The sequence below is a fragment of the Nocardioides sediminis genome, assembly GCF_003047295.1.
Classification (GTDB): Bacteria; Actinomycetota; Actinomycetes; order Propionibacteriales; family Nocardioidaceae; genus Nocardioides; species Nocardioides sediminis.
The window spans coordinates 1-12,489 of the sequence record NZ_PZYZ01000010.1 but is presented as its reverse complement, the minus strand read 5'-3'; the positions used below and the strand labels follow the sequence as shown (position 1 = coordinate 12,489).

The following is a 12,489-nucleotide window of genomic DNA, read 5'->3' as shown; positions in this document are numbered from 1 at the left end:
CTGGTGCGGTCAGGCCGTCACTCGGTGGAGCGGGGCACGTCCGTCGGGCCCTCGGAGTCGTCCGGACCCTCGCCCTCGACCGGCGTCGCGATGTCGAGCGGCTCGGCGGCCACGTCGGCGGTCTCGAACGGCGGCAGGTCGGGCAGCGCCGAGACCTTCTGGCCCTTGAAGGTGAAGGTCGCCGTGGGACCCTCCCCCTCGACGTCCACGAGCACGATCTGGCCGGGGCCGATCTCGCCGTAGAGCATCTTCTCGGCCATCACGTCCTCGATCTCGCGCTGCACGGTGCGACGCAGCGGCCGGGCACCGAGCACCGGGTCGAAGCCACGCTGGGCCAGCAGGTTCTTGGCCGGCTGCGTGAGCTCGAGCTGCATGTCGCGGTCCTTGAGGCGCAGCTCGACGGCGGCGATCATGTTGTCGACCATCGAGATGATCTGCTCCTGCGACAGCGGCGGGAACACGATGATCTCGTCCACACGGTTGAGGAACTCGGGCCGGAAGTGCTGCTTGAGCTCCTCCTGCACCTTGCTCTTCATCCGGTCGTAGGACCCCGCCTCGCCCGACTGCTGGAAGCCGAGGTTGACCCCCTTGGCGATGTCGCGGGTGCCGAGGTTGGTGGTCATGATGATGACGGTGTTCTTGAAGTCGACCACACGGCCCTGCGAGTCGGTCAGGCGACCTTCCTCGAGGATCTGCAGCAGGCTGTTGAAGATGTCCGGGTGGGCCTTCTCGACCTCGTCGAACAGCACGACGGAGAACGGCTTGCGGCGGACCTTCTCGGTCAGCTGGCCGCCCTCCTCGTAGCCCACGTAGCCGGGGGGCGAGCCGAAGAGGCGCGAGACGGTGTGCTTCTCGCCGAACTCGCTCATGTCGAGCTGGATCAGCGAGTCCTCGTCGCCGAAGAGGAACTCGGCGAGCGTCTTGGACAGCCAGGTCTTGCCGACGCCCGAGGGGCCGGCGAAGATGAACGACCCGCCGGGGCGCTTGGGGTCCTTGAGCCCCGCCCGCGTACGACGGATGGCCCGGGAGAGTGCCTTGACGGCCTCCTCCTGGCCGATGACCCGCTTGTGCAGCTCGTCCTCCATCTTGAGCAGTCGCGTGGACTCCTCCTCGGAGAGCTTGACGATCGGGATGCCGGTCGCCACGGCGAGCACCTCGGCGATCAGCTCCTCGTCGACCTCGGCGACCTCGTCCATGTCACCGGAGCGCCACTGCGACTCGCGCTCGGACTTGCGGGCGATGAGCTGCTTCTCCTCGTCGCGCAGGCGGGCGGCGGCCTCGAAGTCCTGGCCGTCGATCGCGGCCTCCTTGCGCTGGCGCACGTCGGCGATCTTGTCGTCGTACTCCCGCAGGTCGGCCGGGGCCGTCATGCGGCGGATGCGCAGGCGCGAGCCGGCCTCGTCGATGAGGTCGATGGCCTTGTCCGGCAGGAACCGGTCGGAGATGTAGCGGTCGGCCAGGGTGGCCGCGGAGACCAGCGCCTCGTCGGTGATGGTCACCCGGTGGTGCGCCTCGTAGCGGTCGCGCAGGCCCTTGAGCATCTCGATGGTGTGCGCGATCGAGGGCTCCTGCACCTGGATCGGCTGGAAGCGGCGCTCGAGCGCGGCGTCCTTCTCGAGGTACTTGCGGTACTCGTCCAGCGTGGTCGCGCCGATGGTCTGGAGCTCGCCGCGGGCGAGCATCGGCTTGAGGATCGAGGCCGCGTCGATCGCGCCCTCGGCCGCGCCGGCGCCGACGAGGGTGTGGATCTCGTCGATGAACAGCACGATGTCGCCGCGGGTGCGGATCTCCTTGAGGACCTTCTTGAGGCGCTCCTCGAAGTCACCGCGGTAGCGCGACCCGGCGACCAGCGCGCCGAGGTCGAGGGTGTAGATGTGCTTGTCCTTGAGCGTCTCGGGCACGTTGCCCTTGACGATGTCCTGGGCGAGGCCCTCGACGATGGTCGTCTTGCCGACGCCGGGCTCGCCGATGAGGACGGGGTTGTTCTTGGTGCGGCGCGAGAGGATCTGCATCACGCGCTCGATCTCCTGCTCGCGCCCGATGACCGGGTCGAGCTTGCCCTCGCGGGCGGCCTGGGTCAGGTTGCGGCCGAACTGGTCGAGGACCAGCGAGCTCGACGGCGCCTCGGAGGACGAGCCCCCGGTGGACGCGCCGGACGCGGCCGACTCCTTGCCCTGGAAGCCGCTGAGGAGCTGGATGACCTGCTGGCGGACCCGGTTGAGGTCGGCGCCGAGCTTCTGGAGGACCTGGGCGGCCACGCCCTCGCCCTCACGGATCAGGCCGAGCAGGATGTGCTCGGTGCCGATGTAGGAGTGGCCGAGCTGCAGCGCCTCGCGCAGGGACAGCTCGAGCACCTTCTTGGCGCGGGGCGTGAAGGGGATGTGGCCGGAGGGCGCCTGCTGGCCCTGGCCGATGATCTCCTCGACCTGGGCGCGCACGGCCTCCAGGGAGATGTCGAGGGACTCCAGCGCCTTGGCCGCGACGCCTTCGCCCTCGTGGATCAGTCCGAGCAGGATGTGCTCGGTGCCGATGTAGTTGTGGGAGAGCATGCGGGCCTCTTCCTGGGCCAGCACGACAACTCGCCGGGCTCGGTCGGTGAACCGCTCGAACATGTGCGCTCCTTCGTCTGGTGCGTCCACGAGGCCACCGACGGACGGTGCGCGGACAGTGGGCTCAACGCCCGACTCCACCCTACGTGTTCCCAGTCGCCCACCGGAGGCGTCCGCTCTCAGCGAACACCCTGGGGAGGACGGCGTCCACCCCCGCAGCGGGTGAGCCGCGGACCCCCCGCCGGGACGACCCGCGCAGGTCGTCCCGGCGGGAACGCGTCAGTGCGCCGCGTCGTACGCCTGCTGGACGTCCGCGGAGATGCGGCCGCGCTCGGAGACCTCCATGCCCTGGGCCTTGGCCCACTCGCGGACGTCCTTGGTGTTGCTCGAGCTGCCCGCGCTGCTCGCCGAGGAGCTGCGACGACCGCGGCGGGCGCCGCCGGCGACCTTGCGGGCGTGCCCGACGTAGCCGCTGAGGGCCTCGCGCAGGGCGGCCGCGTTGCTGTCGTTGAGGTCGATCTCGTACGACGTCCCGTCGAGGCCGAACGAGACGGTCTCGGTGGCCTCGGAACCATCGAGGTCGTCGACGAGGACGATGTTGACCTTTTGTGCCACGATTTGCCTTCTTCCAGACATCGGCTTTCTCGGAAATTACCCCCGCGATATCGGAAAGGTACTCGCGCCGAATTGGTCGGGCAAATACCCGACCAGACCATTTCGGTCGCTATTCGAAAGAGCTGTCCGGAATGACCCCGGGTAAAGGGTTCTAGGAATTGCGTTCGTGCACGAGGCGCAGTCCCTGCAGGGTGAGCCACGGCGCGTGCTCGGTGAAGCAGTCGCACTCGTCGAGGAGCAGGGTCGCGAGGTGCCCGGTCGCGATGACGGTCACGTCGTCGACGGCGGAGCCGAGCTCGGCGATCATCCGGTCGACGATCCCCTCCACCTGGGCGGCGACGCCGAAGATCATGCCGCTCTGGAGCGCCTCGACGGTGTTCTTGGCGATGACCGACCGCGGCCGGGCGAGCTCCACCTTGCGCAGCTGGGCGCCGCGGCGGCCCAGCGCCTCGAGCGAGATCTCGATGCCCGGCGCGATCGCCCCGCCGATGTACTGGCCGGCCCCGCTGACCACGTCGAAGGTGGTGGCGGTCCCGAAGTCCACGACGATCGCCGGACCGCCGTAGAGGGTCGCGGCCGCCAGCGCGTTGATGATGCGGTCCGCACCGACCTCGCGGGGGTTGTCCATCAGCACGGGCACGCCGGTGCGCACCCCGGGCTCGACCACGACGCTGTGCGCGTGCGGGAAGTCGCGGGCCATCATCTCGCGCCACTCGTGCAGCACGGCCGGGACGGTGGCGCAGACCGAGATGCCGGTGATGCCCGCGGTGCCGGCCGGGTCGACCTGGGTGAGCAGCCCGCGCACGAGCACGGCCCACTCGTCGGCGGTCCGCCGCTCGTCGGTGGCGACGCGCCAGTGGTGGGTGACCTCCTCGCCCTCGAAGAGGCCGAGGAAGGTGTGGCTGTTGCCGATGTCGACCGTCAGGAGCGTCATCGCAGGTCCATGCCGAGGTCCAGGACGGTCACGCTGTGCGTCAGGGCGCCGACGGAGATGTAGTCGACGCCGGTCTCGGCGACCGCCCGGGCACGCTCGAGGGTGAGCCCGCCGGAGGCCTCGAGCACGGCCCCGACCCCGCTCGCGTCCCGCACCCGCACGGCCTCGGCCATCGTGGCGTCGTCCATGTTGTCGAGCAGGACCCACTCGGCGTCGACGGCGAGCAGGTCGCGCAGCTGGTCGAGGTCGGTGACCTCGCAGATGACGGGGAGCCCGGGGTACGCCGCCCGCACGGCCTCGAGGGCGGGCACGACGCCCCCGGCGGCGATGACGTGGTTGTCCTTGATCATCGCCTTGTCGACGAGGCTGAAGCGGTGGTTGACGCCGCCACCGCAGCGCACGGCGTACTTCTGCAGGGCCCGCCAGCCGGGCAGCGTCTTGCGGGTGTCGAGGACCTGGGCGCCGGTGCCCTCGAGGGCGGCCACCCAGCGGCTGGTGGCGGTGGCGACGCCGGACAGGTGGCTGGCGAAGTTGAGCGCGGTGCGCTCCGCGGTCAGGAGCCCCCGGGTGGGACCGGAGACACGGAGCACGACGTCGCCCCGGTCCACGTGGGTGCCGTCGGCGACCCGGTCGGAGATCGTCACGGTGTCGCCCATGACCTGGTGGAAGACCATCGCCGCGAGCGCCAGCCCCACGACGACGCCGGGCTCGCGCGCCGACCAGTCGGCCGTGCCGGTGGCGTCGGCGGGGATGGTGGCGACGCTGGTGGCGTCCTCGGCCCCGCCGGGGAGGTCCTCGGCCAGGGCGCGGGCGATGTCGGCGTGGACCTGCTCGGGGTCGAGCCCGGCCGCCCGCACCTCGTCGAGCAGCGCGGGCGGCAGGGCGGCGTACGGCGTCATCGGTTCTCCACGGTCAGGGCGGACGGGTCGGTCGAGGGTGCGGCGACGAAGTCCTGCCGGAGCTCGCCGGCGACGAGGCGGCTGTCGACGTGGCCGGCCCACCTGAGGTCGTCGCGGTCGGGGAAGTCCTCGCGCCAGTGGGAGCCGCGCGTCTCCTCGCGCAGCAGGGCCGCAGCGGCCAGGGCGGTGCTGAGGGAGAGCAGGTTGGTGGTCTCCCACCCGTCGACACCCGGGGCCTCGTCGCCGGCGCCGCCGAGGGCGGCGAGCCGGTCCAGCGCCTCCTGCATGCCGTCGGCCGTCCTGAGCACGCCGACCCGCGAGGTCATGACCTCCTGGAGCGCGCGGCGCCGGTCCCAGGCGGTGAGCCCGGCGGGGCGGCCGTCGGGCACCGGCTCCGCCCAGGGACGCAGCTCGCCGGGCAGGACCGCGGCGATGCGGCGGGAGAACACCAGGCCCTCGAGCAGCGAGTTGGACGCCAGCCGGTTGGCGCCGTGGACGCCGGAGCAGGCCACCTCGCCGGTGGCGTAGAGGCCGGGCACGTCCGAGCGGCCGTGCAGGTCGGTGGCGACGCCCCCGGACGCGTAGTGCTGGGCCGGGGCGACCGGGATCAGCTCGGTCGTGGGGTCCACGCCGTGCTCGCGGCAGACGGCGAGGATCGTGGGGAAGCGCCTCTCCCAGAACGCGGCGCCGAGGTGCCGGGCGTCCAGCCACATGTGCGGCTCGCCGGTCTCGATCATCCGCCGGGTGATGGCCTTGGCGACCACGTCGCGGGGGGCGAGGTCGGCGAGCTGGTGCTCGCCCTGCATGAAGCGGGTGCCCCCCTCTTCAGGAAGGGCGTCGACGAGGAAGGCGCCCTCGCCGCGGACTGCCTCGGAGATCAGCGGCTGCTGGCCCTGGGAGTCGGGGCCGAGGTACATCACCGTCGGGTGGAACTGCACGAACTCGAGGTCGCGCAGCGTCGCGCCGGCACGCATCGCCAGCGCCATCCCGTCGCCCGTGGAGACGCTGGGGTTGGTCGACTGGGAGAACACCTGGCCCAGGCCGCCCGACGCGAGCACGACGGCGCGGCAGTGCACCGCCCCGACTCCGTCGCGCTGGCCCTCCCCCAGCACGTGCAGGGTCACCCCGGCCACGCCACCGTCGGCGGCGAGGAGCAGGTCGACCGCCAGCGCGTGCTGGATGACCTCGATGGCGGGGTCGCGCTCCACGGCGGCGATCAACGCCCGCTGGATCTCGGCACCGGTCGCGTCGCCCCCGGCGTGCGCGATGCGGTCGCGCAGGTGGCCGCCCTCGCGGGTCAGCGACAGCTCGCCCTCGTGGTGGTCGAAACGTGTCCCCAGCGCGATCAGCTCGTGCACGGCGGCGGGACCCTCGGTCACGAGCGCCCGGACGGCCTCCACGTCGCAGGCGCCGGCACCGGCCACCAGGGTGTCGTGCAGGTGCTGCTCCGGCGTGTCACCCGGGCCGAGGGCCGCGGCGATGCCGCCCTGGGCCCACTGGGTCGAGCCCGCGCTGAGGACGTCCTTGGTGACGACCAGCACCGACAGCGCCGGGTCCTCCGCCCGGATCCGGAGCGCGGCGGTGAGCCCGGCGATGCCGGACCCGATGACGACCGCGTCGGCGCGCGTGGTCCAGCCCGGCTCGGGCGCCCGCAGGCGTTGCGGGAGCCCCGGGGGCGACGACTGCATCCGCGCAGGTTAGCGGGACAGGAAGTCGCCGCGCGTCAGCGAGGAGTCGCCGAACGTCTCGGCGGGGTCGAAGCCGGTGGCCATCACCTTGTTGTCGGCGTCGACGAAGACGACCGACGGCTTGTACTCCTTGGCCTCGGCGGTCTCCATCTGCCCGTAGGCGATGAGGATGACCGTGTCGCCGGGGTGCACGAGCCGGGCGGCGGCGCCGTTGATCCCGATCACGCCCGAGCCGCGCTCGCCCGCGATCGTGTAGGTCTCCAGGCGGGCGCCGTTGGTGACGTCGACGATGTGGACGAGCTCGCCGGCGAGCAGGTCGGCCGCGTCGAGGAGGTCCTCGTCCACGGTCACCGACCCGACGTAGTGCAGGTCCGCCTGGGTCACGGTGGCCCGATGGATCTTGGACTTCATCATCGTGCGCAGCATCAGCTGCTCCTCTCAGTGGTGGTCGAGCCCCCGGTCGGGGTGCCCGCCTGTGGAAGGTGGTCGAAGAAGATCTGCATGTTGTCGATGAGCCGGGTGGTGCCGACCCGGGCCGCGACCAGGATCCGGCCCTCCCCCGTCTCGGGCGCCTCGCCGAGGTCGGGCGAGGTGAGCGCGAGGTAGTCGAGCTCGACCGCGGGCTCCGCGCGCAGGACGCTCATCGCCGCCCAGCGCGCCGCCGGCACGCCGTACGACGCCCGCTCCTGCGCCGCTCGCAGCGCCCGGCTCAGCGCGACCGCGGCCCGGCGCTGGTCCGGGTCGAGGTAGCGGTTGCGGCTGGACATGGCCAGGCCGTCGTCCTCGCGGACCGTCGGGGCGCCCACGACCTCCACCGGGAGGCACAGGTCAGCGGCCATCCGCGTGATCAGCGCGAGCTGCTGGTAGTCCTTCTCACCGAAGACCGCGACGTCGGGCTGGACGAGGCCGAAGAGCTTGGCCACGACGGTGAGCACCCCGGTGAAGTGCCCCGGGCGGCTCGCACCGTCGAGGATCGTCGCCAGGTGGCCGGGGTCGACGGTCACGCCCTGCTGGTTGCGCACGCCGTGGGGATAGACCTCCTCGACCGAGGGGGCGAAGACGACGTCCACGCCCTCGGCGGCGCAGACCTCGAGGTCGGCCTCCAGGGTCCGCGGGTAGCGGTCGAGGTCCTCGCCCTCCGCGAACTGCAGCGGGTTGACGAAGACGCTGACGACCACGGTGTCGGCGTGCTTGCGGGCGGTGCGCATCAGGCTGGCGTGGCCGTCGTGGAGTGCGCCCATGGTGGGCACGAAGGCGACGCGGCCCGGTCGCTGCGCGCGCCAGGCCCGCAGCTCCTCGCGGGTCGACGCGAGGACGGGGGTGGTGGTCATCGGGCGGGGCGCTCCGTGGGCAGGCCGGGAGCCGCGGCCCGCTCGGCGTCGTCGAGGACCGCCGCCAGCTTGGCCGCCCGGATCGGCAGGACCCGCCCGTCGGTGACGACGCGGTCGAGGGTGGCGCGCGCCAGGGCGACGTACGACGGGAGCGTGTGGGGGGCGGTGGCCGCGACGTCGGCGAGGTGGGCGCGGACCGTCTCGACGTCGCCGCGCACGATCGGGCCGGTGAGGGCCGAGTCGCCCTGGGCGAGCGCGTTGTCGAGGGCGGCGTTGAGCAGCGGGCGCAGGGTGTCGGCGGCGCTGACGTCCGCGTCGGAGCCGGTGTCGAGCGCCTGGGAGAGCAGCTCGACGGCCTGGGACACCAGGGTCACGAGGTGGTTGGCGCCGTGCGCGAGACCTGCGTGGTAGAGCGTGCGACGGTCCTCGGGCACCCACACGACGCGACCGCCGAGCTCGGCGACGAGGCGCTCGGTGAGCTCACGCTCCGCCTCACCGGCGCTCACGCCGAAGACGCAGCCCGCCAGGCGGGGCAGGTCGACCTCGGTGCCGGTGAAGGTCATCGCCGGGTGCAGCGCGATCGGCCGCGCCCCCACCGCGGCGGCGGGCTCGAGGACGGCGAGGCCGTGGCGACCCGAGGTGTGGGCGACGTACTGGCCCTCGCGGATCGCCCCGGACGCGGCCAGCATCGCCACCACGTTGGGCAGCATGTCGTCGGGCACGGTGAGGAGCAGCAGGTCGCAGGCGCGGGCCACGTCGGACGGCTTGGCGACCGGTACGCCGGGGAGCAGCGCCGCGATGCGGCGGCGGGAGGCGTCGGACTCACCCGCCACGGCCACGACGTCGTGGCCGGCGGCGCGCAGGGCGGCGGACAGGGTCGCGCCGACGCGACCGGCGCCGATGGCGCCGACCCGCAGGCCCGTGCTGGGCTGGGTCATCTGGTGCGAACCTCTCGTTTCAGTCCCACTGCCTCCCCCGAGGAGACAGGCTGGGTACCGCTCGATGTGCTCGATTCAACGCCGAGGGTACGCCCGCGGATTCCGCCGTGGGAACCGACTGCGGACGTGACGTACCCGACACGCCCGCGCCCACGGCGTACGGATCCCTCAGGCGCGCAGGTGCAGCTTGGCGTGGTCGGGGTCGTCGACGACGAACGGGCGGGGGGCGCGGGGCAGCCACGCACGGGTCACATGGTCGACCACGTGCTCGCCCTCGGGTGCCACGATCTCGGTGACGCCCTCGGGGACCTCGCCGGAGTTGAGGGCGTTGAAGACCGTCCACTCCCGGCGCTTGCGGCGGTTGCGGATGCTCGTCGCGAACGACGCCGGGTCGGTCCAGTGCGCGAACTCGTCGCCGTCGAGGTACTTCAGCTCCACGACCAGGCCCTGGGGCAGGGCGAACATCCGGAAGTTCTCCGGGGTGGTGCGGATCTCCCACTCCGGCGCCTTGGAGTAGACGAAGTCCGGGCTCATCGGGAAGCCCCACTCCTCGATGTTGCGCAGGCCGAGGTCGAGGTAGGCGGTGGTGTCGTCCTTGATGTACAGCCCGTGGCGCGGGATGCGCACGACGGCGTCGGTCATCCCGATCTGCCACGACAGGTCGGCCAGCGAGACCTCGCCCTCGGTCGTGAGCACCATGTCGCCGTCCCACTTCCACGAGTAGCGGGTGCGCACGTGGCTGAAGCACCAGTTGTAGAAGTAGGCCAGCGAGTGCACCGAGCGCTCGTTGACCGCCAGGTGCTCGGCGCCGGCGCGGGCGACGGAGAAGGGGTACTCCTTGACCGTCAGCCTGTCGGGAAGGCCGGCGTGGGCGGCGGCGGCCAGCGCGGCCTCGCCCGTGCCGTCGTCGGAGCCGTTGTCCACGAGCAGCACCGCGTCGCAGGCCCGCAGCAGCGGCGGCAGCACGAAGGGCATCGACGCCGCCTCGTTCTTCACCCGCAGCACGGCGGTCGCGCCGCGTCGCAGCCCGCCCTCGCGGTTCCAGGGCCACACGATGTCGAAGTCGGTGTGCCCCTCGATGTTGGACAGGCCGGGGCCCGAGCCGATGGGGATGCTCATCCCTGGGTCCGCTCCCGCCCGAGCGCCTTGCGGACGCCGCGGCGTACGGACGGCGGGATCTTGGCGCGCACGTCGTGCGGGATCCGGTCGGCCAGCCCGGTCGCGGGGGCCGGGGCGTCGGCCGCGGCCTGGGCGCCGGCGATCCGCGCGGCCACGACGGAGGACCGGCTGATCGCCTCGGCCTCCTCGTAGAGGTCGGTGTAGGCGTCGCGGAGCTCGTCGAGGGTCGCGTGCACCTCGGCGGTGTCGCCGTCGGGCTCGGCCAGCTTGTTGAGCTCGGTCCAGGTGGTGGCGGTGAGTTCGTGCAGCCGCGGCGGGAGGCCGAGGTCGTCGAGGGTCTGGGTGACCCGGCGCAGGTTGGGGTCGATGAAGCGGTGGACCTCGCGGATCTGGTCGCTGCGCGTGTGGATGATCGTCTGCAGGTCGAGGGTCTTGCCGACGTGCATCGTCGTCTTCACCCAGTCGGTGAGCAGGTCCTCGTACCGCACGAACACCCGGCCGCTGCCGGCGCTCTCGCGGGTGGCGCGCTCGGTGTGGAGCAGCATGTTGAGCCAGCTCGCCGCGAGGTGCGAGGCGCCGAGCTTGTTGGCGTAGTACTTCTGCTTGCTGCCCACCACCTCGGCCGGCGGCCGCAGCATGGTGGCGAAGACCGGCGTCGCGCCGGTGCGGATCGCGGCGACCCGCCACAGGCCGAGGAACCAGCTCAGTCGCGGGTCCTTGACGACGAGCTCGGGGTGGACGTCGAAGTGCGGCTCGAGCCACTCGGTGACCCGGATGCGGGCGGGCTCGCGGGTGGAGATGCGGCCGGTCTCGAACCAGGCGCTGGGGCGGCTGTCGCTGACCTGGACGCCGGCCTCCTTGAGGAGCCGGTCGTGCAGGTCGACCACCCACTGGGGCTCGCTGAAGCCGCGGGGGTTGGACGCGTCGGCGGGGACCTCGGGCAGCGGGACGTGCATGCCCAGCAGGCTGGCGATGCCGGCCATGGTCGAGGTGCCGCTGCGGCCGGCGCCGGCGACGAAGAGCACCTTGCGGGGCACGCCGTCGGGGTTCATCTCGTCGATGGCGCGGGCCTGCCGCTGGGTCGTCGATCGGGTCCCGCTCGCCTCAGTCACGGTCGGTGAGCCTACAACTCGTTACTGTCCCCCCTCGTGAAGTGGTTTGGTCGTCGGCGGCCCCTGGTCAGCGTGGTCGTGCCCGTGTACGCCGTCGAGGACTGGCTGCCCGCCTGCCTGGAGTCCCTGGCGGCCCAGACGCACACCCGGTGGGAGGCCGTGGTCGTGGACGACGGCACCCCCGACCGGTCCGGCGAGATCGCCGACGAGTGGGCCGCGCGCGACCCCCGGATCCGCGTCGTGCACACCCACAACGGCGGGCTCGGTGCCGCCCGCAACGAGGGTCTCCGCCACGTGCGGGGCGACTACGTCGGCTTTCTCGACTCCGACGACGTGCTGCCGCCGCACGCGCTGGCCACCCTCGTGGCGGCGCTGGAGGCCTCGGGGTCGGACTTCGCGACCGGGTCGGTGCTGCGCTGGGAGGACGGCTCGCTCACCGAGCCGCCGTGGATGCGTCGGCTGCACCACCCGCCGCTGACCGGGGTCCGCATCCACGACCACCCGGAGATCCTCGGCGACGTCTTCGCGTGGAACAAGCTGTTCCGGAGGTCCTTCTGGGAGTCGGCGGGGCTCTCCTGGCCCGAGCGGGTCCGCTACGAGGACCAGCCGACCACGACGCGTGCCTACCTGGCGGGCACCTTCGACGTGCTCGAGGAGCCGGTCTACCACTGGCGCATCCGCACCGACGGCACCTCGATCACCCAGCAGCGGGCGTCGGTGCCGGACCTGGTCGACCGGTGGGAGACCAAGCGGATGACGCTCGCCTCGGTGGAGGCGCACGGCGACCCGGTGGTCACGTCCTACGCCGTGGACCGGGTGCTCGCCGGCGACCTGTGGCGCTACTTCCTGCTCATCCCCGGCGCGAGCGACGAGTGGTGGCGACTGCTGCGGGCCGGGGTGCTCGAGCTGTGGGGGCAGCGCTCGCTGGTGCACAGCGGGCTGCCGCCGGTGCACCGGCTCTGTGGCTGGCTGGTCGAGCAGGACCGCCGCCCCGAGGCGGCGGCCCTGATGACCTGGGTGGCCGGGCTCGACGGCCCGGCGGACCGGGTGCAGGACGTCGCGAGCGGCGAGTGGCGCATCGCCGTACCGCACCGGGTGCTCGACACGGACACCGTCGACCCCGCTGCGCTCGCGCTGCGGCCGCACGAGGTGTAGGAGCCCCGTCTGTCGAAATCACCGCTGGAGCGGTGAACTTGACGGTTGCTGGCCGGGCAAGGTCGTTCGGTCTAAGCAACGGTTCATGCTGCTGCCGGGTTGGCGAGCAGTCTGGCCAGTCTGTCGGCTGGGGTGTCCATGTCCAAGGT

General features: G+C 72.2%; 11 protein-coding genes. 1 reads left to right on the top strand and 10 read right to left on the bottom strand.

The features are described from left to right. Positions 1–17 precede the first annotated feature (17 nt). The 10 genes from DAI17_RS18980 to DAI17_RS18935 form a co-directional block, all read right to left on the bottom strand. The gene (locus DAI17_RS18980; protein ID WP_107774809.1) at positions 18–2,612 is read right to left on the bottom strand and encodes an ATP-dependent Clp protease ATP-binding subunit; all 2,595 of its coding nucleotides are present in this window, start codon (positions 2,610–2,612) and stop codon (positions 18–20) included. A 216-nt stretch (positions 2,613–2,828) separates the two neighbouring features. Next, the gene (locus tag DAI17_RS18975; protein WP_107774808.1) at positions 2,829–3,164 is read right to left on the bottom strand and encodes a histone-like nucleoid-structuring protein Lsr2; all 336 of its coding nucleotides are present in this window, start codon (positions 3,162–3,164) and stop codon (positions 2,829–2,831) included. Between the two features lie 151 nt (positions 3,165–3,315). After that, entirely contained in the window at positions 3,316–4,098 is a 783-nt protein-coding gene (locus DAI17_RS18970) for a type III pantothenate kinase (protein WP_107774807.1), read from the bottom strand. Further along, positions 4,095–4,997, bottom strand: coding sequence for a carboxylating nicotinate-nucleotide diphosphorylase (gene nadC / locus DAI17_RS18965; protein ID WP_107774806.1), 903 nt, complete (start codon positions 4,995–4,997; stop codon positions 4,095–4,097). The genes DAI17_RS18970 and nadC overlap by 4 nt, the downstream gene beginning before the upstream one ends. After that, positions 4,994–6,685: an L-aspartate oxidase gene (locus DAI17_RS18960; protein WP_107774805.1), complete on the bottom strand. Its 1,692-nt coding sequence runs from the start codon at positions 6,683–6,685 to the stop codon at positions 4,994–4,996. Before DAI17_RS18960 ends, nadC begins: the two co-directional genes overlap by 4 nt. A 9-nt stretch (positions 6,686–6,694) precedes the next feature. Further along, positions 6,695–7,111, bottom strand: a complete 417-nt coding sequence (gene panD / locus DAI17_RS18955; protein ID WP_107774804.1) for an aspartate 1-decarboxylase — start codon at positions 7,109–7,111, stop codon at positions 6,695–6,697. Further along, positions 7,111–8,016 (bottom strand): pantoate--beta-alanine ligase, encoded by a 906-nt coding sequence (gene panC / locus DAI17_RS18950; protein WP_107774803.1) that lies wholly within the window; start codon positions 8,014–8,016, stop codon positions 7,111–7,113. The genes panD and panC overlap by 1 nt, the downstream gene beginning before the upstream one ends. Next, the gene (locus DAI17_RS18945; RefSeq protein WP_107774802.1) at positions 8,013–8,954 is read right to left on the bottom strand and encodes a Rossmann-like and DUF2520 domain-containing protein; all 942 of its coding nucleotides are present in this window, start codon (positions 8,952–8,954) and stop codon (positions 8,013–8,015) included. Before DAI17_RS18945 ends, panC begins: the two co-directional genes overlap by 4 nt. Positions 8,955–9,122: 168 nt before the next feature. Continuing rightward, positions 9,123–10,073 carry a glycosyltransferase gene (locus DAI17_RS18940; protein ID WP_107774801.1) on the bottom strand — a complete coding sequence of 317 codons (951 nt, stop codon included), beginning with the start codon at positions 10,071–10,073 and terminating at the stop codon, positions 9,123–9,125. Continuing rightward, positions 10,070–11,185, bottom strand: a complete 1,116-nt coding sequence (locus tag DAI17_RS18935; protein ID WP_234412602.1) for a sulfotransferase family protein — start codon at positions 11,183–11,185, stop codon at positions 10,070–10,072. The genes DAI17_RS18940 and DAI17_RS18935 overlap by 4 nt, the downstream gene beginning before the upstream one ends. A 36-nt stretch (positions 11,186–11,221) precedes the next feature. Here DAI17_RS18935 and DAI17_RS18930 point away from each other — a divergent pair, with 36 nt between their 5' ends. Next, positions 11,222–12,340, top strand: a complete 1,119-nt coding sequence (locus DAI17_RS18930) for a glycosyltransferase family 2 protein (protein WP_107774800.1) — start codon at positions 11,222–11,224, stop codon at positions 12,338–12,340. The last annotated feature ends 149 nt before the right edge of the window (positions 12,341–12,489 follow it).

Bases quoted from the DNA above. Each gene is read 5' to 3' on its own strand.
- DAI17_RS18980 (WP_107774809.1), bottom strand. From the start codon at position 2,612: ATGTTCGAGCGGTTCACCGACCGAGCCCGGCGAGTTGTCGTGCTGGCC.
- DAI17_RS18970 (WP_107774807.1), bottom strand. From the start codon at position 4,098: ATGACGCTCCTGACGGTCGACATCGGCAACAGCCACACCTTCCTCGGC.
- nadC (WP_107774806.1), bottom strand. From the start codon at position 4,997: ATGACGCCGTACGCCGCCCTGCCGCCCGCGCTGCTCGACGAGGTGCGG.
- DAI17_RS18960 (WP_107774805.1), bottom strand. From the start codon at position 6,685: ATGCAGTCGTCGCCCCCGGGGCTCCCGCAACGCCTGCGGGCGCCCGAG.
- panD (WP_107774804.1), bottom strand. From the start codon at position 7,111: ATGCTGCGCACGATGATGAAGTCCAAGATCCATCGGGCCACCGTGACC.
- panC (WP_107774803.1), bottom strand. From the start codon at position 8,016: ATGACCACCACCCCCGTCCTCGCGTCGACCCGCGAGGAGCTGCGGGCC.
- DAI17_RS18945 (WP_107774802.1), bottom strand. From the start codon at position 8,954: ATGACCCAGCCCAGCACGGGCCTGCGGGTCGGCGCCATCGGCGCCGGT.
- DAI17_RS18940 (WP_107774801.1), bottom strand. From the start codon at position 10,073: ATGAGCATCCCCATCGGCTCGGGCCCCGGCCTGTCCAACATCGAGGGG.